General features: G+C 63.3%; 21 protein-coding genes and 1 tRNA gene. 6 read left to right on the top strand and 16 right to left on the bottom strand.

Annotated elements, in window-relative coordinates:
* A partial coding sequence (locus D2V07_RS16775; protein ID WP_147367052.1) for an OmpA family protein occupies positions 1-408 on the top strand: 408 nt, incomplete at its 5' end.
* A 117-nt stretch (positions 409-525) separates the two neighbouring features.
* Here the strand turns inward: D2V07_RS16775 and D2V07_RS16770 are convergent.
* From D2V07_RS16770 to recG, 10 genes are all read right to left on the bottom strand, one after another.
* Complete coding sequence (locus D2V07_RS16770; protein WP_119588050.1) at positions 526-1,335, bottom strand: helix-turn-helix domain-containing protein; 810 nt, start codon at positions 1,333-1,335, stop codon at positions 526-528.
* On the bottom strand, positions 1,332-4,799 hold the full coding sequence (dnaE, locus tag D2V07_RS16765) for a DNA polymerase III subunit alpha (protein WP_119588049.1): 3,468 nt from the start codon (positions 4,797-4,799) through the stop codon (positions 1,332-1,334). Before dnaE ends, D2V07_RS16770 begins: the two co-directional genes overlap by 4 nt.
* A gap of 39 nt (positions 4,800-4,838) precedes the next feature.
* Positions 4,839-5,189: a hypothetical protein gene (locus D2V07_RS16760; protein ID WP_119588065.1), complete on the bottom strand. Its 351-nt coding sequence runs from the start codon at positions 5,187-5,189 to the stop codon at positions 4,839-4,841.
* A 52-nt stretch (positions 5,190-5,241) separates the two neighbouring features.
* A complete protein-coding gene (locus D2V07_RS16755; RefSeq protein ID WP_233548489.1) occupies positions 5,242-5,769 on the bottom strand; it encodes a hypothetical protein in 528 nt (175 codons plus the stop codon).
* A 60-nt stretch (positions 5,770-5,829) separates the two neighbouring features.
* Positions 5,830-6,111 carry a hypothetical protein gene (locus D2V07_RS16750; RefSeq protein ID WP_119588048.1) on the bottom strand — a complete coding sequence of 94 codons (282 nt, stop codon included), beginning with the start codon at positions 6,109-6,111 and terminating at the stop codon, positions 5,830-5,832.
* A gap of 52 nt (positions 6,112-6,163) precedes the next feature.
* A complete protein-coding gene (locus tag D2V07_RS16745; protein WP_119588047.1) occupies positions 6,164-6,844 on the bottom strand; it encodes an ABC transporter ATP-binding protein in 681 nt (226 codons plus the stop codon).
* Positions 6,837-8,078: a lipoprotein-releasing ABC transporter permease subunit gene (locus D2V07_RS16740; RefSeq protein ID WP_119588046.1), complete on the bottom strand. Its 1,242-nt coding sequence runs from the start codon at positions 8,076-8,078 to the stop codon at positions 6,837-6,839. The genes D2V07_RS16745 and D2V07_RS16740 overlap by 8 nt, the downstream gene beginning before the upstream one ends.
* A 265-nt stretch (positions 8,079-8,343) precedes the next feature.
* Positions 8,344-10,113, bottom strand: a complete 1,770-nt coding sequence (locus D2V07_RS16735) for a DUF885 domain-containing protein (protein WP_119588045.1) — start codon at positions 10,111-10,113, stop codon at positions 8,344-8,346.
* A gap of 82 nt (positions 10,114-10,195) precedes the next feature.
* Positions 10,196-11,770, bottom strand: coding sequence for an amino acid permease (locus D2V07_RS16730; protein ID WP_119588044.1), 1,575 nt, complete (start codon positions 11,768-11,770; stop codon positions 10,196-10,198).
* Between the two features lie 104 nt (positions 11,771-11,874).
* Positions 11,875-13,944 (bottom strand): ATP-dependent DNA helicase RecG, encoded by a 2,070-nt coding sequence (recG, locus tag D2V07_RS16725; RefSeq protein ID WP_119588043.1) that lies wholly within the window; start codon positions 13,942-13,944, stop codon positions 11,875-11,877.
* 152 nt (positions 13,945-14,096) lie between these two features.
* On the opposite strand from recG, the gene D2V07_RS16720 reads away from it, so the two are divergent.
* Genes D2V07_RS16720 through mfd form a run of 3 tightly spaced genes read left to right on the top strand, consistent with a single transcriptional unit; the run spans position 14,097 to position 18,390 of the window.
* Positions 14,097-14,531: a hypothetical protein gene (locus D2V07_RS16720; RefSeq protein WP_119588042.1), complete on the top strand. Its 435-nt coding sequence runs from the start codon at positions 14,097-14,099 to the stop codon at positions 14,529-14,531.
* Positions 14,532-14,585: 54 nt separating this feature from the next.
* Positions 14,586-14,858, top strand: coding sequence for an FAD assembly factor SdhE (locus D2V07_RS16715; protein ID WP_119588041.1), 273 nt, complete (start codon positions 14,586-14,588; stop codon positions 14,856-14,858).
* Between the two features lie 49 nt (positions 14,859-14,907).
* Positions 14,908-18,390, top strand: coding sequence for a transcription-repair coupling factor (gene mfd / locus D2V07_RS16710; protein ID WP_119588040.1), 3,483 nt, complete (start codon positions 14,908-14,910; stop codon positions 18,388-18,390).
* Here the strand turns inward: mfd and D2V07_RS16705 are convergent.
* On the bottom strand, positions 18,387-19,196 hold the full coding sequence (locus D2V07_RS16705; protein ID WP_158586872.1) for an EAL domain-containing protein: 810 nt from the start codon (positions 19,194-19,196) through the stop codon (positions 18,387-18,389). The two genes, mfd and D2V07_RS16705, sit on opposite strands and share 4 nt — an antisense overlap.
* 111 nt (positions 19,197-19,307) lie before the next feature.
* On the opposite strand from D2V07_RS16705, the gene D2V07_RS16700 reads away from it, so the two are divergent.
* Both D2V07_RS16700 and D2V07_RS16695 read left to right on the top strand, forming a co-directional pair.
* Positions 19,308-20,099 carry an NAD kinase gene (locus D2V07_RS16700; protein WP_119588038.1) on the top strand — a complete coding sequence of 264 codons (792 nt, stop codon included), beginning with the start codon at positions 19,308-19,310 and terminating at the stop codon, positions 20,097-20,099.
* 73 nt (positions 20,100-20,172) lie between these two features.
* A tRNA-Asn gene (locus D2V07_RS16695) sits at positions 20,173-20,247 on the top strand.
* Between the two features lie 176 nt (positions 20,248-20,423).
* On the opposite strand, the gene D2V07_RS16690 is transcribed toward D2V07_RS16695, so the two are convergent.
* The 5 genes from D2V07_RS16690 to D2V07_RS16675 form a co-directional block, all read right to left on the bottom strand.
* Positions 20,424-21,263 carry a DUF4238 domain-containing protein gene (locus D2V07_RS16690; protein ID WP_158586871.1) on the bottom strand — a complete coding sequence of 280 codons (840 nt, stop codon included), beginning with the start codon at positions 21,261-21,263 and terminating at the stop codon, positions 20,424-20,426.
* Positions 21,264-21,420: 157 nt separating this feature from the next.
* A complete protein-coding gene (locus D2V07_RS18620) occupies positions 21,421-21,570 on the bottom strand; it encodes a hypothetical protein (RefSeq protein WP_158586870.1) in 150 nt (49 codons plus the stop codon).
* Positions 21,571-21,593: 23 nt separating this feature from the next.
* Entirely contained in the window at positions 21,594-21,821 is a 228-nt protein-coding gene (locus D2V07_RS18440) for a hypothetical protein (protein ID WP_147367051.1), read from the bottom strand.
* Positions 21,818-22,255 (bottom strand): hypothetical protein, encoded by a 438-nt coding sequence (locus tag D2V07_RS16680; RefSeq protein ID WP_233548488.1) that lies wholly within the window; start codon positions 22,253-22,255, stop codon positions 21,818-21,820. Before D2V07_RS16680 ends, D2V07_RS18440 begins: the two co-directional genes overlap by 4 nt.
* A complete protein-coding gene (locus tag D2V07_RS16675) occupies positions 22,252-26,796 on the bottom strand; it encodes a thermonuclease family protein (protein ID WP_119588035.1) in 4,545 nt (1,514 codons plus the stop codon). The genes D2V07_RS16680 and D2V07_RS16675 overlap by 4 nt, the downstream gene beginning before the upstream one ends.
* Between the last annotated feature and the right edge of the window lie 97 nt (positions 26,797-26,893).

Here is a 26,893-nt window from a genome sequence, read left to right as displayed (position 1 = left end):
CCGCCGCCTCCTCCGCCCCCGCCGCCCCCGCCGCCGCCTCCTCCGGCAGCTGCAGTGTGTGAGCAGGGCCCCTACATCGTGTTCTTCGATTGGGATGAGTCGACCATCACTCCGGAAGCGGCCACCGTGCTCAACTCCGCCATCACCGCTTACGGCGATTGTGGCACCGCAGCCATCATGCTGGCAGGTCACACCGATACCTCGGGTACCGCGACCTACAACATGGGCCTGGCAGAGCGTCGCAACGCTTCGGTCCGTCAGTACCTGACGGGTCGCGGCATCCCCGGCGGCCGCATCTCCAGCGAAGCCTTCGGCGAGAACGACCTGCGCGTTCCCACCGCCGACGGTGTGCGCGAGCTGCAGAACCGCCGCGTGGAAATCACTTACGGTCCGGGTTCGGGCATGTAAGTCCACGACGGACACAATAACGAAAAGGGCCGGGAGCAATCCCGGCCCTTTTTGTTTGTCTGCTTCAAAACTGCTGCGCGTGCTGTTTGCTCGTGCGGTCCCGGCCGCGCGGTGCGATCAGCGAATGAAATATCCGGTGACCTGCCAGCCATCCGCGCCCTGCAGCATGATCAGGGTTTCGATTGCCGGCTCGGCTCGCCCGGCGAACTGCGTATTGAACTGCAACACCTCGTATTCGCCCTCCGGTGCGCCCGGCAGCGTGGAGGCGCGTTGCACAGTCGCAATGCTGCGCGCGTCCACCGCGCCCAGCGGCGTGCGGACCGGGTCAATGATGGCTGCCCACTCGGCAACTGATGCCTCAGACTGGAAGTATGCGCCCGCAACTTCCCAGCTGCCTTCCCAGTCGCCTGCATCCACCTCTGCAAGAAAGGCTTCGGCTTCGGCCATCGATTCCGCGTCGCGACTTGCCGGCATGGCGTCTTCGCTCTCTTCGAAAGCATTTGCGGTCGCTGCTTCGGTGTTGGCCGGAGCATCGCCGGTCATAAGAGTGACGGCGGCTATTGCGATAAGTACGGACATGGTGAGCATTCCTCCTGCTAGCCAGACAGCCTTGGAAGGCCCGCGCTGGCGTGTTTCATCGAGGTCTGCAGGATCAGGGAGTGCGCTCTCGTTCGCCATCCCCATTTCATTGTGCGCATGCGGTTGGGGTGGCGCCCCCTCGGCATCCCCCAAGATTCTTGCGGCCTCCCGGCTGCTCGACACTTCCATCTTGCGGCGGGCGTTGCGGAGGCGATCATTGACGGTGTGGACCGACAATCCCAGTTCGCGCGCGCTGGACTTGGCATCGTGCCCGGCAAGCAGGAGGCGGAGCGCCTCCTTCTCCTTGGCCGTGAGATCCTCGATAGCGTCAGTCGCGCGACGGGTCATGCAACAAGCCGGAGGTGCCCCACGCCGCGGATGGGGGTGAGAGCCACGTTGCTGAGCCCCGGAATGGCCGAAAGCCTGTCCACCATGTCACCGCCAAGCTTGAAGTCGCTGCCCAGCAGCATCTTTGGCTCGTGCTCTTCCCCAAGGCGCAGGTGCAGCACGACCTCCCCGTGGCCTGCCCGCCCGATCTCCAGAATTTCGGCGAGCGCGGTGATCGCATCGGCCTGGTGCACGTCGGCAGATAGCTGCATCTTGGCGGAGCTTTTCACTTCCGAAAGCGGCCTTGCCCCGCGCACCGTGACGCGCGGCGGATCATCGGGGTTGGGCGAATCCAGTTCGACGTTGAGCAGCACGCAGGTGCCGTCCTGCGCCCACTGCACGAAACTGTCGACCAGCGATTCCTCGAAACAGGCAGCGCTGAACTGGCCGGAACTGTCCGAGAAATCGGCGCGGATGAACTCGGCGCCGCGCTTGGTCCGGCCCTTGTTCACGCTTTCCACCATGGCGGCCATCACGGCAGGCGCCCTGCCCCCGTCCACGCCGCCCTCCATCAGGGCGGCATAGCTGCGCGCGCCGTTAGCAGAGGCGACTTCGCGGAATTCCTGCACCGGGTGAGCGGCGAAGTAGAACCCGAAGACGTCCTTTTCGACATTCATCTGTTCGGACCGCGGCCAAGCCTCGGCATCGACGAGCCGCAGGTCCGGTTCAGCGTCGTCTTCGCCGCCGAACAGTCCGGCCTGCCCGCTGCTGCGTTCGCGGTTGGCGGCATCGGTCACCGCCAGCAGCATGTCGGCATTGGCCATTACCTTCGCCCGGTTCGGTTCGAACCGATCGAACGCGCCCGCGCCTGCCAGCCCTTCCAGCTGCTTGCGGTTCATCGATCCGGCGGGCAGACGCTTGAACACGTCCTGCAGGCTTTCGAAGGGGCCATGCGCCTCGCGCTCGGCAACCACCATTTCCATCGCCCGTTCGCCCACGTTGCGAATGCCCGCAAGCGCATAGCGAACAGCATGGCCGGTGTCGGTCTGCTCGACCATGAACTCGGCCTCCGACCGGGTGATGTCTGGCGGCAGCAGGTCCACGCCGTTGCGGCGCGCATCGTCCACGAACACCGCCAGCTTTTCCGACTGGTGCATGTCGAAGCACATCGAAGCGGCGTAGAACTCTTCCGGGTAATGCGCCTTCAGCCACGCCGTCTGATAGCTCAGCAGCGCGTAGGCCGCCGCGTGCGACTTGTTGAAGCCATAGCCCGCGAACTTGTCGATCAAGTCGAACAGGCGATTGGCCTCGTCCTTCTCGATGCCGCTGACTTCCTTGCAGCCCTCGCAGAAGCGCAGGCGCTGGGCGTCCATTTCCGCCTGGATCTTCTTGCCCATCGCGCGGCGCAGCAAGTCTGCATCGCCCAGCGAGTATCCTGCCAGGATCTGCGCGGCCTGCATCACCTGTTCCTGGTAGACGAAGATGCCGTAGGTCTCTTCCAGGATGCCCGCCAGCTTCTCGTGCGGGTAGACGATCTCTTCCTCGCCCGCCTTGCGCTTGCCGAAGCTGGGGATGTTGTCCATCGGGCCCGGACGATAGAGCGAGACGAGCGCGATGATGTCCTCGAACTTGGTCGGCTTCACAGCGGTCAGCGTGCGCCGCATCCCTTCCGATTCCAGCTGGAACACGCCCACCGTATCACCGCGCTTCAGAAGGTCGAACACGCCGGGATCGTCCCACGCCAGCGTGTCGAGATCGATCCCGATGTTCCGCCGTTTCAGCAGGTCCACCGCCTTGCGCAGCACGGAGAGGGTTTTCAGGCCGAGGAAGTCGAACTTCACCAGACCCGAGTCTTCCACGTGCTTCATATCGAACTGGGTTACCGGCATGTCCGACCGCGGATCGCGGTAGAGCGGCACCAACTGGCTGAGCGGCCGGTCCCCGATCACAACGCCCGCCGCGTGGGTGGAGGAGTTGCGGGGATACCCCTCCAGCTTCATCGCCAGATCGACGAGCCTTTTGACCTGGTTGTCGTTGTCGTATTCGCGCTTGAAATCGGCGGCGCCGTTCAGGGTACGCGGCAGGGTCCACGGATCGGTGGGATGGTTGGGCACCATCTTGGTGAGCCGGTCCACCTGGCCATAGGGCATCTGCAGAATGCGGCCGGTATCGCGCAGCACGGCGCGCGCCTTCATCTTGCCGAAGGTGATGATCTGGGCGACCTTGTCCTTGCCGTACCGCTCCTGCACGTAGCGGATCACTTCGCCGCGCCGCGTTTCGCAGAAGTCGATATCGAAGTCGGGCATGGAAACCCGTTCCGGGTTCAGGAAGCGTTCGAACAGCAGGCCAAGCCGGATCGGGTCGAGGTCGGTGATCGTCAGCGCCCATGCCACCAGCGAGCCCGCACCCGAACCACGGCCCGGACCCACCGGAATACCCTGCGATTTCGCCCATTTGATGAAGTCGGCAACGATCAGGAAGTAACCGGGAAATCCCATGTTCCTGATGATGCCGACTTCGTAATCGAGCCGGTCGGTATAGGTCTTCAGTTCCTCGTCCGAGAGTTCCTCGTACTGCTCCAGACGCGCTGCAAGGCCACGGCGGGCATCTTCCTCCAGCATCCGCTCCTCACCCTCGAGGTCGCCCGCAAGGCTGGGCAGGATCGGCTTGCGACGCGGCGGCGCAAAGGCGCAGCGCTGGGCGATGACAAGCGTGTTCTGCACCGCCTCGGGCAAGTCGGCGAACAGTTCCTCCATCATGCTGGCGGACTTGACGTAGGCTTCCGGATTGGACGTCGGCCTGTCATCGCTGTCGATCTGGCTTGAATTGGCGATGCACAACATCGCGTCGTGCGCGCTGTGCATGTGCGGCTCTGCGAAGTTGGCAGGGTTGGTGGCTACGAGCGGAATGTTCTTCGCATAGGCGAGGTCGAGCAGGCCCTCCTCCGCCGCGTCCTCCACCGGATTGCCGCGCCGGGCCAGCTCTATGTAGAATCGCTGCGGGAAAAGCGCACCCAGGCGATCCGCCAACTCGTAGGCCTTGCGCTCCTTGCCGTCCGCCAGCAGGCGTGTGATCGCGCCTTCACTGGCACCGCTGAGGGCGATCAGGCCGTCGGTATGGCCATTGAATTGCGCCATGCTGACATGCGGGATCCGTTCGAGCGGGCGATCGAGGTGCGCGGCGGAGACGAGGTGGCACAGGTTGTTCCACCCGTCCTCGTCCTGCGCGAACAGCGGGAGATGATCGACCGTTTCGCCATCGTCGGCCAGCACGCCCAGCATTGTCCCGACAATCGGCTGAATACCTTCACCCTTGCAGGCCCCCGCAAACATGCTGGAGCCATAGAGCCCGTTACGGTCGCAAATGGCGATGGCGGGAAAGCCTTTTTCCTTCGCGAGCTTGGCGATGGCCTTGGGATCGATCGCGCCTTCCAGCATGGAATAGCTGGAAAGCACGCGCAGGGGGACGAAAGGCGAAAACGGCATGGCGGCAATATGCGCATCCGCGCCGGATTCGCCAAGCGGTCAGGTAGCGCTGTCCCCCGCCTCCTCCGCCTTGGCAGCAGCGATTTTCCTGCGCGTATCGCGGATAGTGGACCACGCCCCGTAGGCAATCAGCGCCGCGAGGAAAATCCACACCCAAACCGGGATGTCCTGCCCGAAAATGGCGAGGTAGATGTAGGCAGAAACGAAGAAGAACCCTGCCAGCATCGTCGGGGCCACGGTGGAGCGCCCTGCCCTGGCACGCTTCACCAGCCATGCGATGGAAGCGAGGAAGAACGGGATCGCCCCGACGTAGATCGCCCCGAAGATATAGGGGTTCACATTGTACTGCGCGCCAAGCGACAAGATCCAGGTGTTGAGTGCTTCGAGCAATGCAGCCTCCTCGCGGCTTTGCCTCACCTATCCGCGAGGAGCAGTAAAATGGTTAGCCCGACTTTGGGCGGTAGGTGAGATCAAAACTGTCGCTCCAGGTCATACCGTGATCTGCGCTGGCCTGCCCGTGCTGGCGAACCGAGCCATCGTCCGCCGCGGTGTAAGTCATGCGAACGAGGTTCGGCTCTCCCTCCGGCGTGCGGCCCCAGTACCCCGTCAGCACCATCGCGCCCGCAACCGGACCTCCTTCGAAGAACACCCGGCCCGGCTGCGCGCCGACCCAGAGCTGGTGCCACGTGCCGGTTTGCGGGTCGAGCGTGGTCAGGCTGGCGCCGCCACTGCCGCGCAAGGGCATCCACGTCTCGCGAATGGCACAGCCGTTGCTGACCTTCTCGATACGGCTAGTGGCGACCTGCGTTTCGGTGCCGGTTCTGAAGACTTCCCACTCACCGACCCAGAAGTCGAAAGCGGAATACTGCTGGGCCGCGCATGGATCGGGAGTTGGTGGCGGTAGCGACTGCTCCGCCTGAACCTCCTGGATCAGGGCAGCAAAGAGGGTGATTGCGGCGAAGAAAGACATGGCAGCCCCTCGATTATCGTCCCGCCGGACAGGCTGGACGAGCGCCGCCGATCACGCAAGTCACTTGCCGCGCGGAAATGCCTCGCTGTTGTAGAGGTTCACGATCTCCTGATACTCGAACTTCCGGTCGCCGGCCTTCTGGATATAGTAATTCTTCTGGCTGTCTTCCGGCATCATCATGATGTGCCGGATCAGATCTGCGAAAGTCCCGTCACGAATGGATTTGGCGCCATCGAGCAGGCCGCCGCCATCGCCGACGTGATGCAGGAATGCGCGGTCGTCCCACTGGATGCCGGGGCGGTGGGTGTCTTCGGCCTTGTAGGTGCTGGGATGGTCGGTCATTGGAAAAATTCCTCCTTTGCCCGATCAACGTTCGTGAAGCCTGCCGGTTTCCCTAGGCTATGCGCCCTTCGTGCAGGCGCACCACCCTGTCCATGCGCGCGGCAAGCCGCTCGTTATGGGTGGCGACGAGAGCGGAACTTCCCTGCCCGCGCACGAGCTCGAGGAACTCGGACAGCACCCGGTCGGCCGTTTTCTCGTCGAGATTGCCGGTCGGCTCATCTGCCAGCACCAGCTTCGGCTTGTTCGCCAGCGCGCGGGCCACGGCGACGCGCTGCTGTTCACCGCCGGAAAGCTGGCTGGGCCGATGGTCGAGCCGATGTTCCAGCCCCAGCGCGCCGAGCAATTCATTCGCGCGCGTTTCGGCATCCCTGCGGCTTACACCCAGCAGCAGTTGCGGGAGGACGACATTCTCGCGCGCGTTGAAATCGGGCAGCAGGTGGTGGAACTGGTAGACAAAGCCCAGATGCTCGCGCCGCAGGGTCGTGCGACCGGCAGCGTCCAGGTCGCTTGCCTCGGTCCCCGCCAACTGGATCTGGCCGGAGAAGCCGCCTTCCAGCAGCCCCACGGCCTGGAGCAGGGTCGACTTCCCGGAGCCGGAAGGGCCGAGAAGCGCCACGATTTCGCCGGGAGCGATCTGCAGGTTCACGCCGCGCAGCACATCGATGCGCACGCCCCCCTGCTCGAAGCTGCGGGCAAGGTTGCGCAGGGCAATGACCGGCGCCGGACTATTCATAACGCAGCACCTCTACGGGGTCGGTGTTCGACGCCCGGTACGCCGGATAAAGCGTGGCGAGGAAAGCCAGCCCCATGGCGGAACCGGCAATTACCAGCACCTCTATCGGATCGGTCCGCGCCGGAAGCTCCGTCAGGAACCGGACGGAGGGATCCCACAGCTCGACGCCGAAGGCCCAGCTGATGAATTCCACGATAGGCTGGCGGAACAGCAGGACCAGCAAGCCCAGGGTAACGCCCGACAGTGTGCCGATCACGCCCACGATGGAACCGGTGGTTACGAAGATCTTGAGCAGGCTTCGCCGAGTCGCCCCCATAGTTCGCATGATGGCGATGTCTCGCGTTTTCGATCGCACCAGCATCACCAGCGAGGACAGGATGTTGAAAGCAGCAACCAGCACGATGATACCGAGGGCAAAGGCCATGGCCACCCGCTCTACCTGCAAGGCCTCGAACAGGCTGGCGTTCATGTCCTGCCACCCCGTCACCACTGCGCGCCCGTTCAGGCTCGCCTGGATCGGCGCCATGATCTCGTTCACGCGGTCGGCGTCTTCGGTCTGCACCTCGATCATGGAAATCGAATCGCCGATCATCAGCAGCGTCTGCGCCTCCGGTATCGGCATGACGACGAAGCGCTCGTCGAAGTCGTAGAGGCCCACTTCGAACACCGCCGTGACGGTGTAGCCGATCTGGCGCGGAACCGTTCCGAACGGCGTGGGGCGGCCCTGCGGGTTGATGATGGTGAGCGTATCGCCAAGGCGGATGCCAAGATTCTGTTGCAGGCGCGACCCGATAGCCACGTTGCGCGAGCCGGGCTGCAGCTTCGACATGTCACCGACGACGACGTTCTCCGCCATCTTGTCGATATCCTCGGCCGTGTTGCCGCGCACGAAGATACCCTCGGCCCGGCCATTGTAGGTGGCGAGCAGCGGTTGTTCGATCAACGGGGACGCTTCGACGACGCCGGGGGTGTTACGCACCTCCTCCAGCACGTTTTCCCAGTTTTCCAGCCTGCCGCCATAGGCCTGCACCACCGCATGGCCGTTCAGCCCGGTAATGCGGTCGAGCAGTTCGGCGCGAAAGCCGTTCATCACGCTCATCACGATCACCAGCATGGCGACCGACAGCATGACCACGGTGATGGATATGCCCGCCACCAGCGCAATCACGGCTTCGCTGCGGCCGGGCAGCATGTAGCGCTTGGCAATGGTCCATTCGAAGGGGGAGAGGATCACGTGGAGGACTTCACTGGGAGGACTGATGCCTTGTATCGAGAATTCGGGAGCCGTTTAGGGGCGCGGCGTAGGGCAGGCAAGATGAACCGGTGGCAACTGCGCGATTACCCGCAATTCCAACTAACCTGGAACACATGGAACACAGTCCTGGTGTCAAGAAAAGCGGGGGGTGGGAAAGCGCAGGATGCGAGGCGGGATGAGAGAGATGAGAGGGAAAGAAGCGCATTCCTTCCCCCCTCGCCCACCTTGCAAACTGTAGGAAAACCTAAGCTGCCAGTTCGCTCGCGATCCATGCGTCCACGTGCGCTTCCAGAACATCGAGCGGGACCGAGCCGTTTTCCAGCACCGTATCGTGGAAGGCGCGCAAGTCGAAATCCTCGCCCAACGCCTCTTCCGCGCGGGCACGCAGTTCACGGATTTTCAGTTCGCCCAGCTTGTATGCCAGCGCCTGCCCCGGCCAGGTGATGTAGCGATTGACCTCGGCATTGATGTTGCCTTCGGACAGGGCAGTGTTTTCCAGCATAAAGTCGACCGCCTGCTGGCGCGTCCATCCCAGGGCATGCAGTCCGGTATCGACGACGAGGCGATTGGCCCGCCACATCTCGTAGGAAAGCCTGCCCATTTGCTTCGCCGGCGTATCGTAGAGGCCCATCTCGATGCCCAGCCGCTCCGAATAAAGGCCCCAGCCCTCCACGAACACGGTGAAGAAAGTACCGTTGGCGCGCAGGGGATGGATATCCAGTTCCTGCTGCAGCGAAATCTGGTGGTGGTGGCCCGGTACCGCCTCATGCACGCCGAGTGCGGGCAATTCCCACAGCGGTCGCTGATCGAGCTCGGTCAGGTTTACGCGGTAGATGCCGGGCTGTCCGGTGGAGAGCGATCCGCTTTCGTAATAGGCGGTGGTATTGCCCGGAGCGCTGGCGGCGGGGATCGGCTGTACCGTATAGGGCAGGCGCGGCAATTTGCCGAACAGGCGGGGCATCCACCCGTCGATTTCCTTGGCCAGCGCCGCGGCGGTTGCCAGGTAGCTTTCCTCGTCGGTCGGGTAATACTGCGGATCGGTGCGCAGGTGTTCGATGAACTCTTCGCGGCTGTCGAAACCGGCTTCTGCCGCCACGGCTTCCATCTCGGCCCGGATGCGCGCCACTTCGGACAGGCCCAGGTCGTGAACTTCCTGCGGCGTCATGTCGGTGGTGGTGAAGCTGCGCACGCGGTAGGCGTAGTATTCCTGCCCACCGGGGGTCTCGCCGATGCCGGGCGATGCGCCGGCACGGCAGTTGGGGGCGTATTTATCCTCGTAGTATTCAAGGAAGGTGCCCAGCCCTTCGAACGCCCCGTCGCTGATCGCGGTGCGGGCGCGCACCTGCAGGTCCGCCCAGTCGCTTTCCGCGATCGCCGAAGGGCGCGTGTCGAACGCCTGCCACCAGACCGAATCTTCCGGCGTTTCGGCAATCAGGCCGCTGACCGAATCCGCGTACCCTTCCATCGGCTCGCACGGCTGCGTCAGCCCGCGCTCGATACCGCCTTCATTGCGGGCGATAAATGCCTGGATATAGGCGGGAAAACTCTCGATCCGCGTCAGGTAACTGTCGTAATCGGCCACGGTGAACAGCGGCGAGGAATAGGGCAGCCCGGCAATCGCCCCCTGCGGCCCGCCGCGGTTGGTGAAAGTGATGTAGCGGGTCTGGTCGAACTGCGACGCTTCGATCGTATCGCGGAAATCGCGTGCCATCAGCGCATAATCGATGGCGAGGTTTTCGGGCAGCGCGTCCTCGTCGATGGCTTCAAGCCGCGCGAGGTATTCACGGGTTTCGGCAAGTTGCTGCTCGTAACCTTCCAGGGAGGGATCGCCCAGGTCGCCATCGTTGCGCCGGTCGCCGATGCTGGTGGACAGCCATGGTGAATTGTCGAGCGTCCATTGCCACACTTCCTCGCGCAGCTGCGTGAAATCGTCCTCGGCTGTCTGTGCGAAGAGCGGCTGCGGCACGGCGACAGCCAGCGCCAGGGCGGATGCGGCGAGAAAACGGTTGGTCAAGGGTGGGCACTCCGGCAAATGGTTTCGGCGGAGACTAGCCCCGCCGAACCATTTGGCAAGCGCAGGAGTGCCCTGCCCCTCGTCAGTCCGGAGCGTGGATCGGAATTGCGGTCTCCTCGCCCCCGACTTCGTCGACCACTTCGACAATGCCCCGGCCCAGGTGGCTGCGGCGGCGGCTGTAACCGAAATAGACGAGCAGCCCGACAAGGCCCCATGCCGGTAGTACCAGGATCGCCTGCCAGGGCAGGTTGAGGTAGAGGTAGAAGCAACCCGCCAGCGTCAGGGGCGCAATGATCCACACGCCAGCCATGCGGAAAGGCCTGCGGCGCAAGGGATCTTTTCTGCGCAGCACCATCACCGTCACCGCGACCATGAAGAAGGCATAGAGTGTGCCGGCGTTCGCATAGTCTGCCAGCAGGCCGACCGGGAAGAACGCCGCGCCGATGGCAACCACGAGGCCGGTCATCATTGTGACGACGTGCGGCGTCTTCCATTTGGGGTGCACGGCGCTCAGGCGTTCGGGCAGCAGCCCGTCGCGGCTCATCACGAAGAAGATGCGGGTCTGGGCGAAGATCAGCACCAGAATGACCGACGGCAGCGCGAGGAAGGCCGCGATGCCCAGCATGTTGCCGACCCCGGAGAACCCGATCTGGCGCAACACATGAGCCAGCGCTTCGTCAGAACACACCAGGGCGGCGGCATATTGCGGCATGGCGCACTGGCGCGCCAGTTCCTCGCTTCCCGCGGGGAATGGCACTCCGGTCGGCCCCATGATGGGCTGGCCTCCGATCGTTCCGATCGCCCCGGCGGCAACCAGGATGTAGAAGACCGTGCAGAACAGCAGCGATCCGATCAGGCCGAAGGGCACGTTGCGCTGCGGATTTTTGGTTTCTTCGGCCGCGGTGGATACCGCGTCGAAACCGACGTAGGCGAAGAAGATCGTCGCCGCCGCGCCCACCGCGCCAAGGCCCGACCCGAATTCGCCCAGCACGCCGGCGGGCAGGAACGGGTTGAAACGTGCGGTGTCGAATTCGGGGCTGGTCAGCGTCAGGGCCACGAAAGCCGTCAGCGCCGCCACCTTGATGGCCACCAGCACGGCATTTACGCGCGCGCTTTCGCTAGTCCCGATCATCAGCAGCCAGGTCACCAGCAAGGCGATGATCATGGCGGGCAGGTTGATCAGGCCGCCCGGAGCGCCGCCCAGCGCAAGCGGCCCAGCAGATAGCCACGGCGGTAACTGGAGCCCCAGGAATTCCTGCAGGATCGTGCCGCTGAAATAGCCGGACCAGCCGACGGAAACCGCGCTGGCGGCAACGGCATATTCCAGGATCAGCGCCCAGCCCACGGTCCAGGCGAGGAATTCGCCCGACGAGGCATAGGTGTAGGTATAGGCGGACCCGGCCACGGGGATCATTGCCGCCACTTCGGCATAGCAGAGCGCGGCAACGATGCAGACAGCGCCCGCAATCAGGAAGGCCAGCATCAGGCCCGGCCCGGCTTTTTGCGCACCCGCTGCGGTGAGGACGAAGATACCCGTGCCGATGATGCAACCGACGCCGAATAGCATCAACTGGAGGCCGGAAAGTGTGCGATGCAAGGATTTGCGCTCTGCCGTCGCCAGGATGGCGTCGAGCGGCTTGACCCGGTCAAAGATCATATATGGGAAAAATCCACCAGGCTTGCTGCAGGCCCTTCCTGCTCGACCAGCCGGAAGCTGCTGATTACTCCGATTTGAACGCCGCGCAATCCGGTTTTTGTCAGCTACCCACCGCGCAGTGTCTGCACGCCCCAGTCGCGTTCCAGCAGATAAAGCACGGTGCGCGCCGCCTCCCCGCGTTCGGGGTTGGCCAGGCCGCCCTGCTGTTCCACCAGCATCTTCGCATCGGCATTGGCCATGTCGAGCAGCCGGGTCACCTGTTCCAGCGTGGCGATGGAGAAGCCTTCCTCCCCGCTCTGCCGCGTACCGAGCAGCTCGCCGCCGCCGCGCAGTTTCAGGTCTTCCTCGGCCAGAAGGAAGCCGTCCTGGCTGCTTTTCATCAGTTCGAGGCGCTTCTGGCCGGTCTCGCTCAGTTCGCTGGAGCGCAACAGCAGGCAGGTCGATTTCTCGCTGCCGCGCCCTACCCTGCCGCGGAGCTGGTGCAGCTGGGCAAGGCCAAAGCGCTCCGCCTGCTCGATCACCATCAGTGTGGCATTGGGTACGTCGACGCCCACCTCGATCACCGTGGTGGCGACCAGCACCTTCGCCTCGCCCGCAGCAAAGCGCGCCATGCCGGCGTCCTTCTGCTCCGGCGCAAGCTGGCCGTGGACGAGCACTACGTCATCGCCGAAACGCTCCTTCAGGCCAGCATAGCGCGCCTCGGCGGCGGCGATGTCGTCGTCCATCGTCTCGCTATCGCGCACCATCGGGCACACCCAGTAGGCCTGCTGCCCGCTTTCCATGTGGCGACCAATGGCAGCAACGATATCTTCCAGCCGGTCGACCGGCAGCACGCGGGTGTCGATAGCCTGCCTGCCGGGCGGCAATTCGTCGAGACGGCTGACTTCCATCTCCCCGTGATTGGCGAGCACCAGCGTGCGCGGGATCGGCGTTGCCGTCATCGCAAGCGTGTGCGGCGTGACCCTGCCTTTCTGCGCAAGCATCAGCCGCTGCGAAACGCCGAAACGGTGCTGTTCGTCGATCACCACCAGGCCCAGGTTCTTGTAGGCGACGCTCTGCTGGAAGATCGCATGGGTGCCGACGACGATATCGATGGAGCCATCGAGCAGCCCCATCAGGATGGACTCGCGCGCCCTCCCCTTGTCGCGGCCCGTCAGCAGGGCGATTTCAACGCCTGTAGGCCGCGCCATGTCGCGCAGGGTCTTGAAATGCTGGCGGGCGAGCAGTTCGGTGGGGGCAAGCATGGCGGCCTGCGCACCCGCCTCCACCGCCATCAGCATCGATTCCAGCGCAACCACCGTCTTGCCCGCGCCCACGTCACCCTGCAGCAGGCGCAGCATCGGAGAGCTTTGCGCCATGTCTCCCGCGATCTCGTCAATACTGCGCCGCTGTGCGCCGGTGAGCGGGAACGGCAGTTGCAGCTTGTCCCGCAGGTGTCCGTCACCTTGCAGGGGCTGTCCCTTGCGCTTGCGGTTGCTCTCTCGCACCAGCATCAGCGCCAGCGCGTTGGCGAAAAGTTCGTCATAGGCCAGCCGGTCGCGCGCCTTCGCATTCTCTCCCTTGTGCGCCTGCGCGATGGCCTGACGCCACGAAGGCCAACCCTCGCGGCGGAACATGGACGGCTCGATCCATTCGGGCAGCTCGGGCGCGCGCTCCAGCGACTGCTCGACAAGGCTGGTGATGCGCGGCTGGGTCAGCCCTTCGGACAGGCGATAGATCGGCTCCACCATCTGCCCCATCGCCTGCTCGGATTTTTCCGCCACGTGATCGGGATGCACGATCTGCAGCATCTGGTCGTACTGGTCGAGGCGACCCGCCACCCAGCGTTTCTCGCCCACCGGCAGCTGCTTTTTCGCGGTGTAGCTCGCCCGCCCGAAATAGGTGAGCGCGCAGATGTTGCCTTTCGCATCGCTCGCCATCACACGATAAGGCCCGCGCGGAGACCGGCTGGCGCGGTGTTCCACGATATCCAGCGCAACCACGACCTGTTCGCCCACGCCCGCATCGTCGAGATCCGTCACCGCGCGGCGCACCACGAACCGTTCGGGCAGGTGGTAGAGCACATCGCGAACACGGGTGAGGCCCAGTTTCTCCAGCGGCTTCTTCAGCTTCGGCCCGATGCCATCGAGCCCGTCGGTCTCGGCAAAGAGCGGGATGAGGATTTCGGGACGCATGACCGTGCTCTAGTGAATTCCGGCGGCAATGCGAAGCACCCGCCGCGAAAGCTTCAACGCCTGCGATTTCGCCCATCGGGCGGTACGTGGTAATACGCTTCTCGAGGGTCGCTCAAAACCGGGATGAACTCCCGGTCGATAGGGGGACTTTTATGCTTGAATCTCTGAAGATTGCCGCCTGTGCCGCGGCACTCGCACTCACCGCGACTCCGGCTTTTGCGCAGGACGAGCCAGAAGAGCCGCGCACGACCTACGCCGTCACGATGCTGAAGTTTGCCGACGGGGCCGACGAGCAGCGCTGGCTCGAGGTAATGGATACCTACGTCAATCCTGCCCGCGAGGCATCGGGTGCGGCGGCCGAGACGATCCACTGGGTGATGATGAGCCCCGATTACGATATCATCACGGTGGCCGACATGCCCGGCGGCATGGGAAATTTCGACAGCCACGCCCCGGCAGGGCGGATGGCCTTTGTCGAGGCTCTGACGGAAATGGTCGGCGGGGAGGCGCAGCTTGAAGCCCTGCGCGAGGAAATGGAAGGGATGATCGAAAAGTCCACCACCCTCTACACCCACACGCACCCTTGATCGGCGCGCCATAGTGGCTAGACGGGGCCTCTCGCCTGAGGGGCCCCGTTTTCGATGACCGACCAAGCCGATCTCACCACCCGCCTGAACCGCGCCCGTTTCCGCGCCTGGCACCGCGGGACACGCGAGGCGGATTACATGTTCGGCGGTTATTTCGATACCTACCATGCCCAATGGGACGAGGACGGCCTGGCCTGGTTCGAGGCGCTGCTGGACCGTGACGATGTGGATGTCATGGCATGGGCGCTAGGCACGCAGGATGTGCCCGCCGAATTCGCCGGACAGCAGATGGATGCCATGCGCAAGCTGGACTATGTGAAAATCTAAGGGCAAGGCGCGGCGGAACCACTCAGCCGCTTAAACCTTCCAGAACTTCATGCCCGATCTTTCCCGTACCCTGTCGGCCAAGTCGCCGCTCACGCTCGCCAGCGTGGTGCGCGGCGCGCAGCCCATGGTGCTGGCCGATCTGGCGCGGGCCGCGAAAAAGCGGGCGGTGTTCATCGCGCCCGACGATGCGGCCATGCGCGCGGTGACCGATGCGACACAGTTCTTCGCCCCCGAATTGCAGGTGATCGAGTTTCCCGCGTGGGACTGCCTGCCTTACGACCGCGCCAGCCCCGCCCTGTCGGTAAGCGCGCGGCGTTTGTCGGCCCTTCATTCGCTGCAATCCGGAGGGAAGGCGAACCAGCTTGTCGTCACCACGATCAACGCGCTGCTTCAGCGTGTGCTCACGCCGTTCCGCATCCGCGAGGCGGTGCGCGAGTTCAAGGTGGGGACCGAGATCGGGCACGAGAGCCTGGCCGCGCTGCTGCGCAGGCAGGGGTACACCCGCGTCGATACCGTGGTGGACACCGGCGAATTCGCGATGCGCGGCTCCATCGTCGATATCTACCCCAGCGGCCTGGAGGCGGGCCTGCGCCTCGATTTCTTCGGGGACGAGCTGGAAAGCCTGCGGCTGTTCGATCCGGGCACCCAGCGCACGACCGAACGCATCGAGAGCCACCTGCTGTTGCCCGCCAGTGAAGCCTTGCTGGACGAGGACAGTATCAAGCGCTTCCGCAGCCGCTATCGCGAGATGTTCGGCGCGCACGCCACGCAGGATCCGCTTTACGAGGCGATCAGCGACGGGCGCCGCATGGCGGGCATGGAACACTGGCTGCCGCTGTTCGAGGATCGCCTGTCCACGCTGTTCGACCACCTGGGCAAGGAAGACGTGCTGGTAATGGATTCCGGCGCGCTGCCCGCTGCAGAGGAACGGCTGAAGGATATCAGCGATTACCACCGCCAGCGCGGCGATATTTCGGGACAAGCCAAGGGCAGCTACCGTCCGCTCGATCCGCAATCGCTATACCTGACGCAGGGCGAATTCGGCAGTGCGATGGGGGACTGGCCTATCCACCGCACGTCGATCTTCGCCGAGCCGGAGAGCGACAAGGTGGTGGACTTCGGCTTCCGCTCCGCACGCGATTTCACGCCCGAGCGTTCCGCCGGCAAGAACGTGTACGAGGCCGCCGCCGCGCATCTCAAGGATTTGGGCAAGACCGGGAGGCGACCGCTGCTGGCGGCCTATTCCACCGGCTCGCGCAGCCGCATTACCTCGATCATCGAGGAAGCAGGCACGCCCGTGGGCCTTGCCGAAACCTGGCAGGAGGCGCTGGGCGCGGCGGCAAAAGGCCGCACGACGGCAATGGTCCTGCCGCTCGATACCGGCTTTGCGAACGACGAACTGGAAGTCATCACCGAGCAGGACCTGCTGGGCGACCGCCTCGTTCGCCGTCGCAAGAAAAAGAAGGATGCCGACGCCTTCCTTGCCGAATTGCAGGCATTATCGCGCGGTGACCTTGTGGTCCACGTCGACCACGGCATCGGCAAGTACCTCGGCCTGGAACCCATCACTGTGGGCAAGAGCCAGCACGACTGCGTGATGCTGGAATACGCGGGCGGCGACAAGCTCTACATCCCGGTCGAGAACCTCGACGTCCTCTCGCGCTACGGTTCATCCGAGGAAGGCGCGCCGCTCGACAGGCTTGGCGGCGAAGCATGGCAGAAACGCCGCGCCCGCCTGAAGGAGCGCATCCAGGCCATCGCGGGCGAACTGATGGAAGTCGCCGCGCGCCGCGCCCTGCGCAAGGCTCCGGTGCTGGAGGCAGAAGAAGCCAGCTACAACCAATTCCTGGACCGTTTCCAGTACGAGGAGACAGAGGACCAGGAACAGGCCATCGGCGATGTGCTGCGCGACCTCGAAAGCGGCAAACCGATGGATCGCCTCGTCTGCGGTGATGTCGGCTTCGGCAAGACCGAGGTGGCCCTGCGCGCCGCCTTCGTCGCGGCGATGAACGGGCAGCAGGTGGCGATGGTGGCCCCAACCACCCTCCTCGCCCGCCAGCACTTCCAGAATTTCGTCGATCGCTTTTCCGGCTTCCCGCTGAAAATCGGGCGCCTCTCGCGCCTTGTCTCCGCCAAGGAGATGAAGGACACGCGGGACGCGCTGACATCGGGCGACATGGATATCGTGATCGGTACCCACGCGATCCTTTCCAAGAACACGAAGTTCAAGAACCTCGGCCTCGTGATCGTGGACGAGGAACAGCGCTTTGGCGTGACCCACAAGGAGAAGCTGAAGCAGCTTCGCGCCGACGTTCACGTCCTTACCCTTACCGCCACGCCCATCCCGCGCACGCTGCAGATGGCGATGACGGGCCTGCGCGAACTGTCCACCATCAAGACCCCGCCGGTCGACCGGCTTGCCGTGCGCACCTACGTGATGGAATGGGACGACATGGTGATCCGCGAGGCACTGCTGCGCGAGCACCATCGCGGCGGGCAGAGTTTCATCGTGGTGCCGCGCATCTCGGATATGGCCGCACTTGAAGACTGGCTGCGCGAGACCGTGCCCGAGGTGAAGGTAATCGCCGCGCACGGCCAGATGGCAGCGGGCGAGATCGAGGAGCGCATGAGCGCCTTCTACGAGGGCAAGTACGAGGTGCTGCTCTCCACCACTATCGTCGAAAGCGGGCTGGACCTGCCCAGCGCCAACACGATCATTATCCACCGCGCCGACCGTTTCGGCCTTGCCCAGCTATACCAGCTGCGAGGACGGGTGGGCCGGGCCAAGATCCGCGCCTATGCGTACCTCACCACCGAGAAGGACACGGCGCTTTCCGAAGTGGCGCAAAAGCGGCTGAAGGTGCTGGGCGATCTCGATTCGCTGGGCGCTGGTTTCCAGCTCGCCAGCCACGATCTCGACATTCGCGGCGCAGGCAACCTGCTTGGCGACGAGCAATCGGGCCATATCCGCGAAGTGGGCTTCGAACTCTACCAGTCGATGCTGGAAGACGCGATCATGGCCGCAAAGGCGGGAGACGTGGGGCTGGAAGCGGACCGCACCGGCCTTTCCCCGCAGATCACCGTCGATGCGCCCATCATGATCCCCGAGGAATATGTGCCCGACCTGGCCGTGCGCATGGCGCTCTATCGCCGCCTGAACCAGGCCGAGGGGCAAGGCGAAGTCGAGGCGCTGGCAGCCGAGATGATCGACCGCTTCGGCGAACTGCCGCAGCCGACCAAGAACCTCATCCGCCTGATCGAGATCAAGGCCCAGGCTATCCAGGCCTGCATCGCCAAGATCGAGGTGGGCGCGCGCGGCACATTGGTGACGTTCCACGAGAACAACTTCCCCGATCCCGTCGGCCTCGTCGCCTATGTCGACCGGCTGAAGGGCACGGCCAAGCTGCGGCCCGACATGAAGTTGCAGATCAACCGCGCCTGGGGCGATCCGGAAAGCCGCCTGAACGGGCTGTTCCAGCTTACCAAGGGCCTGAGCAACGTGGTGCGCAAGGCCAAGAAGAAGGGCAGTTAGGCGCCGACAAGTTTCGCGAAGTCGGAACCCGGCATCGGCCTGCCCCCCAGGAAACCCTGCCAGGTCTCGCAACCCTCGCGCCTTACCGCTTCGCGCTGCTCACTCGTTTCGATCCCTTCGGCGATCACCGCGATATCCAGCGCCCGGGCCATGGCGACGATACCGCGCAGCACGGCGAGATCGCGCTCGTCCGTCGCGATGCCTTCGATCATCGCGCGGTCCAGTTTCAGCGCATGGAGCGGCAGCACCTTAAGGTACCTGAAATTGCAGAACCCCGCGCCGAAATCGTCGAGCGCGATGCGAATACCGCTTTCCGCCAGCACGCGCAGCCGCTCGGCCGAGCGGTCGAGGTCGGCCACCAGTGCCTGCTCGGTGATTTCCAGCGTAAGGCGCCGGGCGGGAAAGCCGGTGCCTGCCAGCATGTCCAGCAGGTCTTCGCCAAATGTCCGGTCGAACAGGTCCATCGCCGTGACATTGAGGGAGAGGCGCAGGTGATCGGGCCACTGCGCCGCCTGCGTCATGGCCATACGCGCGATGTAACGCGCAAGCCTGCGGGCGATGCCCCCGGACTGCGCGATCGCCACCACCGAATCGCCGGCAAGGCTGCCGTGCTCCGGATGATCCCACCGCACCAGCGCCTCCGCACCCGCCAGCGCGCCATCGCTGGTGCGATACTGTGGCTGGAACAGGATCTCCACCGCATCGTGCGTCAGCGCGGCGGCAAGGTCTTCGCTGACGGGATGCGGCTCGCTGCGACGGCGGTCCGTCCGGCGCCTGCGGTCGTGGATCTGTACGGGTATCGGCATGGATGGCTGTTGGCCTAATCCACGGGGTAAGTCTTGCCAACCGACAGTCCCGTTGCAAATCGGGACGCTGCTCCATAGGGTCGCGCCACGCACGGCGGGAGGATACAGTTCGTGGCAGGCGATAACCCGAAATTCCAGAAGCTGGCATTGGTCCATTCGCAAAGCGACCGGGCCCGCCGGGCAGCCGACGAACTGCGCAGTCGCTACGATTTCGTCAGCGAAGACGAGGCCGAGGCGATCATCACGCTGGGCGGCGACGGGACGATGCTGGACACCCTTCACACCATGCTGGATGGCGGCAAGACCCGTCCGGTGTTCGGCCTGAACCTGGGTACCGTAGGCTTTTTGATGAACCGCTATCACGGTGCCAGCGGCCTTGGTCAGCGGCTGAGCGAGGCCAAGCCGATGTCGGTGCTGCCGCTACGCATGCACGTAACGACGCAGAGCGGAGAGACGCACACCTACTGCGCCATCAACGAAGTCAGCCTGCTGCGTGAAACGCGGCAAACGGCGAAGGTCGAGATTTCCGTCAATGGCCGGGTCCGCATTCCGGAACTGGCGGGCGACGGAATCCTGCTTTCGACGCCGGTGGGATCCACGGCTTACAATCTTTCGGCAAACGGCCCGATCCTGCCGCTCGATTCGAACATGCTTGCCCTCACCCCCATCAGTCCCTTCCGCCCTCGCCGCTGGCGCGGTGCGATCCTGCCCGACAGGAGCAAGGTGCGCTTCCGTGTGAACGAACCTGCCAAGCGCCCGGTGGCCGCGGTGGCAGATTCGAAGGAAGTGCGCGACGTGGCGGAAGTGCATATCGAAGTGGCGCGCGACATGGAGATGACCCTGCTGTTCGATCCGCACCAGGCGCTGGACGAGCGCATCGTGGCCGAACAGTTCGCGGTTTGACGAAAGCCTGCAATTCGACACTTGCCAAACGGAATCACGGCCCATATAGGCGCTCACCTGCCTGACGGGCTGCTCCCCGATAGCTCAGCGGTAGAGTAGGTGACTGTTAATCACTTGGTCGTTGGTTCGAATCCAACTCGGGGAGCCATTTCATTCCACCAAAGCGTTGAATGATCTAGCGAATCTTGGGGCCGCCTCAGTTCGCTCCCTCATTTACTACCACATGACGTTCGGAAAGCCGTTCACGACAACACCCGTGCTGCCCGAGCTACTGGGAGGCGTGCTAAAATGCGCCAGCAATCCAATAGACCGCGGCGCATTGTCTTATGGCGCCGCCCAAGTAAGAAGCCCGTTTTCTGGCGGCGGCGGTGAAAATGGATCAAACCTCGCTTCTATGAACGCTCGTGCTTCATCGTTGGAGGCGATCACCACCTGTCTTGCTTGCTTCACTACCGCGTCGTTCACTGCGTTTGCGAGTGCTTCCTTTTCCTGGGAGGAGAAAGAGAGCGCCACGCGCTCATCATGCGCCAATATTAAAAGTCGATTAGGCGCATACGGCAGCATGAGAAATGCGTCAGGCCTCTTGATCCCGTGTGACTGCATTAGGGGTATGTCGCACGTCAGAAGTTTCACTTTGGCCTCTACGTCCACACGAAAGACTCTCATCTCCGCCACGAAGGGCACCATATCTCTTGATGAAATTAGATCGCTCAAGAGATCGTTTATACTGTCTGCAATCCTCATTATTTGGGCAGGGTCGCTTGCATCGAAGCCCGGAACGGATTTCATACGCTCAGCCAGTTCGTCGCGCAGGTGCTCAATGCGCGTTGGGCTACGATGGAGCAGTGAGAGAAGAAATTGCACCAGCCCAACTCGGTCAATTGCAGTGCCTCTTTGCCCCTCTTCGACTTTTGCCAGAGCAGCGGCGGCACGGTCGTCTATAAGTTGGAAAAAACGTGTTTCGAGCCTCTGCCGATCCGCTTCGTCGGTTCCGTCCGAATAAGCATATAGATGTGGTTGATAGCCGACCGCTGCGGGTGTCACCTTCTTTTGGTGTATGGCGGAACCCTTCCGTGGGCGCACATACCGATAAAGCTTCTCTCCTCGGGTCCAACGCCTCAAGTAAAATTGAGGCAGGTAGTGATGGTCAATAGGAACGCTCAATTGAGGAGACTCGGATGGGTTTGTGATCCAAAAGCGAGACGATAGCGTATCAGGCTTTTCGGTTCCCGCCAGATCGTTGCCGCTGCGAGAATGGCAGGCGGGACAATAGGGACGAATGGGACAGTAGCCCCATACCGTGCCCGGCAGAGCAGCCGGGCTAAAGGGCGAGATCGAGCGCCGTCAGGCACACGATAGTTTGTTTTCCGGTGGAAGGGGTCCGCCGCTCGTATTTGGCGGCGGCACTCTCCGGCGCTTCACCCTCGCCCAGCGGAATGCAGACAATTCCGGAATTGCCCTGTTCTAGCAATTGCAGACGCTTCCTTAAGCCCGTCATTGAACAGCAACCAAAGGCATCGCATCGACACGCGGCGCGTTGAAGATCGCCCGCAACTCGTGGTCTTGCATCTTGCGGGGGCCGACTTCGCGGTACCGGCGAGCAGCTTCATCGAAAGCCACCAACTCCGCATCTGTCATTGCGCAACGATCAACCAGGACTTCTGCCCTTCCATCTACGCGGGACATTTCAAGTTCGGACACGCGCTTTTCTAGGTTTCTCATTGTCTATTCTCCAAGGCCACAATCCGGGCTTCCAAGTCACCGCTTTCGACAAGCTGCTTATGAGCGGTGAGTAACGCCATCACGCGTCCCGCTTCATCGGGCGTGACTTCACCAGCCGCCACCGCATCCAACAGCGCCGCAGATGCTTTCGCTGCGTCTTCCATCGTCTTTATTGGGGGAAGTTCGAACTCAATTGGTCCGTCCCTCCGTGGCGGCGCTATGCGGTCCAGACAAAGGCGCAGTGCACGTCCATCACCCGCAAGCGCAAGATCAATAGCCTTGCGCGTCAGGGCTTCCGCTTCACCATCCAGCAGTTCCCGAACGGCCAGTGTCGTCTTGTTCAGCGAACCCGGTGGGCGACCGCCCATCTTGTTACCTGGCGCGAACGTGCCATCCGGTTTCCGCCCGGTTTTTTTCGGTTCCTCCTCCATCATTCCACCGTGAAGCCGGGAGGAGGTGCAGGAACACCGTCGGCGGAGAACCCCGTCGGGAGAGGGGCAGGCTCCGCCCGCGTATCGGCTGGCATCAATTCAGGCACCGCACCGCGTTCCGGTAGCTCGTAGGACATATCGTCAATCACGCTACGAGCGGTTGCACGGGCCTCTCGGATCGCGTCGGTGGCCAGCTTATGTCGATGTTTGTCGCTTACGTTCTGCCATCGCGGCGAAGCAATCTCACCGAGCAGCGCGTTGTAGGTCAGGCGACCCGCAATCTCGGAATAGCGGTCATATTCTTCCGGCGTGTAATCCACCCGTTCGCCATCTTCGGTGTATTGCCGACCAGGCGCGCTAACGCTCTTTCCGATGCGCAGCATTTCCCGCACGACCGGATCGTCTTGCGCCTGCGATTGCCAGAACGGCGACACGAAGTCCGGGCCGAGACTGTCAAACTCGATAGGCTCCCCGAACACATCGCGGCGCGGCATCAGGCCGCTGGACATACCCGGCACGCGGGCTTGTATCGCCTCGCCAACGCTGTCTGTATTCCGCATCACAGGATCAACAGCGCGCGTCACGCCAGCCACACCAGCGGGTACCGCAAAAGCGCCAGCCGTGCGTTGCAGCCAGTTGTCCGCATAGCGCCCCGGCTCCATCAGTGCTTCACTGAATGCCGAGACACCAGAGAGCCAGGTCTTGCTAGCAAGGTTGCCCAAGATCGAGGCAACGAGGAGCATTGCTTTGTCGTCCTTTTGCCTGTCGCTCAAACCATCGGGCAGCGTCGCCATGTCGGCAGCAACGCCAATCGTGGTGGAGAACGGGTCAAGCCGAGAATAGGAAATCCAGCGGTCGCCAACGCGGATCGAGTAGGGTTGCCAGCCGTCCGCATACATCAACCGAGCCTTGGCGGGGTCAGGGGGAGCGCCTCCGGTAATCCGGCCCTCAAGCGCAGCTTCATAGAACAGCGTTGCAAACCCGGTGCCGAGCAGCATCTTGGCAACGGCCAAGTCCCTATGCTCACCACCTGCCCGGAAGTCCGCCCGCCATTCGCCCAGGAGCGGCGCTGCAATCGACCGCTCCGTTGCAAACTTCATCAGGTTTATGGGCGTGCGAACGAAGGGCAGCACCACCTTTGCGAGAATGTTGGATTGCGCGAAACCCGACACATGCCGCCCGGTCTCGCCCAGCTTGGTCTGGAACGTGAGATATTTCCCATAGTCCAGCGAGCGTTGCAGCATTTCATCGGTCGGGTTCGCGGCCAGTTCCGCAACGCGGGCGTCCCACGCATCGCCGCGCAGCCCTTCCCGGCTGGCAATGCGCGCAGCCTGCCCGTTGAGTTCCATCCGGCGAGCAATGCCTTTGAAGAATTGGTCTTCCGCCGTGAGCAGGCGCGTCGGCACGCGGATAACCTCGCCCTTTAGTCCGCTGATAGCGTTGTATTGATCGCCCTCGACCTTGGATACGAAGTCGTCAGGCTCGCCAGAGCGAAGCGCGCGGGCGAACAGGCGAGCGCCTTCCTTGGCCCCCTGCAACAGTCCGATGGTGCGAGCGCCGACTTCACTGGCACGGATCGCATCCTTCGCCCGATCGCGCATCACAGCGCGACGAGCTGCACCGATAGCCGCCCCGGTCGCATATTCGGGAATCTGCGCGAGCGCCGTAAGCGTGTTGCTTACCATGTTCACGACATGCGTAGGCGGATTGGAGAGCAGGAAATTAATGTAAAGTTCGCTGATCTTGTCGCGCCATTTGGGCTTCATTGCCTTTTCAGCAAAGGCGTTGAATTTGCCCGGTGACGTTTCGGCCATATCAATCAGGGCATCGGCAGCTTCCTGCATCCGCCTCGAGCCGCCACCACCACGGATAAGGGCTTCCAGCACATCGCCGCGCACTTCCCGGCTGTTCGCCGCCTGCCGGAATTGTTGCAGCACCCGGCCAGCTTCCGCCGTCATGCCCGCGACCTGTTCCTGAATGGCAACGTGGCGCATCCATTTCTTGCGAAACTCTGCTTCTGCTTCACTCCCCGGATTGTCGCCCATCTGACGCAAGCGCCGTGCAGTGTTCACCAGTTCGTTGCCAGACTTCGCCAGTATGCGGCGAGCGGCCAAGGCTTCCTCTGCATTGAACGCCTGCCCGCGACGACGCTTTAGCAGTTGGTCCGCCGTCATGTTCAGTTCGGAGGCCAGCCGTTCGGTTTCTGCGTTGGTAATGCGCCCGCGTGTGGCGGCATCAAATCCGCCCAAGGCATTGTGAGAAGTTTTCAGGGCGCGGCGAATGTCCTGCGGAGTATCGAGGCGCGTAACGTCGATGTTGCCCACGCGGCCAATCGCATCGCTAGGCCATTCTTCATAGGCTTCCACGGGCGGGAACGGCTGGTCTGCGGCAGCGGCAACGGCCCGGTCCTCATAGACGGGTTCCCCGTTTTCATAACGCTGTTGCTCCAGGTCGAGGCGTTCGGTCTGCCTGCCATAGTAAGCATCGAGTTCCGCGAAGTCGTCAACATGGAAGCGCCGACCGGAGCCGCCGTTGTAGGTTTCCCCCAGCGCCTCAAGAAACGTGTTCACATCGGGCCGCTCTGACAGTTCCGGGAAGTAGCCTTCCTCCCATGCGGCAAACGCGGCATCATCGAGGGTCATGCCGTCATCGGCCAGCATCGGGCCAAAACGCATTTCCTGCCCTGCGAAATCCATTCCCCGGCGTGCAGCGTTGTTCGTAATGCCCAAGCTGGCAAGTTCGCCGTTCTCTTCACGCAGACCGCCACGAAGGCGCAGCCAGCCCACCAGATCAATCGGGCCGACCTTGGGCACTTCGCGCCCCATGACGTTGCGCACAGTGCGGCGCTGCAATTCGTCCCGTTCGTTCGGTGCCCGCGCTTCCGCGTAACGGCCAGCGTCGATGCTTGCCGCTTCCTCCACCCCATCGACCCGGTTGGACGGCATGGGCAGCACATCACGCGGGTTGATGTTGTCGGCAATCTCCCGGCGTGCTGGATCTTCTAACGGCTGGTCTAGGCGCTGCGGACGTTGCACAGGGGCCGAGATTGCTTCGCCCAGATCATCGGCCATCGCTGCGGTAGTGTTCAAGCGAGCGCCAGCAGGAAGGGGCGGCAATTTGCCTTGCGGCAGATCGAGGGCATTGTTCATCGCCGCTTCGCTGCCTGTGGTTTCCACGGCGCGGCGACTTGTGCCAGCACCACGGACGCGATCACTCACAGCACGCGCACCGCGCGCCACGAAGGGCGCAGCCAGATCGAGGCCTTTGGCAAGTGCAGGGTCAGCAATGGCACCCACCGCCGTTCCGATAGCTGCACCCGTTAGCCTGTCCCCTAGCGAACCGTCAGTGCCGAGGAACCCGGAAGTAGCGCCATAGCCCGCGCCATAAGCCGCGAGGTTCCGGGCGCGCATCCCTTGGGCATACGGCAAGACAAAGCCCGAAGTGAGCGCGCCGCCGATCCGGCTGGTAGTGGAGGTGACGGGATAGTTCGCGGAATCGTAGCCGAGTATTGCAGCGTTTTGGTCATTATTGTTGTGCCAAATGTCGGCAAGGCGGCGATCACTATTCCAGATGTTTTCGCGGCCTTCCGTGCCACCCAGCGCATCGACCACCGCGCCGACTTCACCAAGTCCGCCTAGAACAAACTCGTCGCCAAAGCCGCGCACGCCAGCGCCTAGCTGCCCGCCGCCGCCATCGATCAGAGGCTTGGGCACCTCCCGCTCGTAAAGCACGCGGTCAATGACAGGCTCCCGGCCAGCCGAGCGCTCGTTGTCGCGCCACGCTACCCAGTCACGGTTTCGATCTTCATCAATCGTGAAGCCGAGTTCGCGCGCCTTCGCTGCAATCTCGTCTGCCGTGCCCGTTCGCAGGACGCCCAGCCACTGCGTCCGGCCTTCCTCCGTCAGTCCCTCGAAAGGCGTCTGGTTGAACCATGAGTGCCCGCGCCTGCGCTGTTCCGGCGTGAGCTCGCCATTCTCCCGGTAGTCGGCAGGGTCTTGCGTCTGGACACCATGCACGCCCAGCCGATTGAGGCGAGCGAGCCGTTCAGCGCCTACATAATCGAAACGACGATCAGGGTCGGCAGACAGGTAATCGGGCGCGGCGAAGGCGTCGCCAGAGCGCAGCATGTCCCGGCCTACATCCCTGCCATCAACCGTCACTGGTGCGACAGGTCGCCCCCAAGACTCCATTGCAGTATCGCCCATGAGGGGAGTGCCTTGCGCCAGGTATGCGGCCAGCGCATCGCGAGACACTTCCCCGACAGGCACCCGTTCACCCTCCCTGTTCCACCCCGGCTGATTCAGTTCCGGCGCGTCGACACCCCACAGGCGCACGTTCGGGCCATCGCTTCGGATCGTGTCACCGTCGACGACTTCACCGGTAATGACGCGGGCAGGTGTGCGCCGGGCGTCCGGTTCCGGCGTATCAGGCCTATCGACTTCCAGAGCAAACCCCGGCGGAGGTGGCGGGGCGTCGGAGCGTCGGGTCGCGCGTGGTTCTTCCTCAAGCACGAAACCGGTGGGAGGCGTTGCAGCGCTGGCCATCAATGCACCGTCGCAGGGCTATCGCCGCAGGGGTCGAGAACCTTCACCGGAGCGCGGTCTAGCCGGTCCAGTTCAGCCGCCCTCTTCTTGATGGCGT

This window comes from Aurantiacibacter zhengii (assembly GCF_003584125.1).
GTDB lineage: Bacteria > Pseudomonadota > Alphaproteobacteria > Sphingomonadales > Sphingomonadaceae > Alteraurantiacibacter > Alteraurantiacibacter zhengii.
This window is presented reverse-complemented; position numbering and strand designations above follow the sequence as displayed.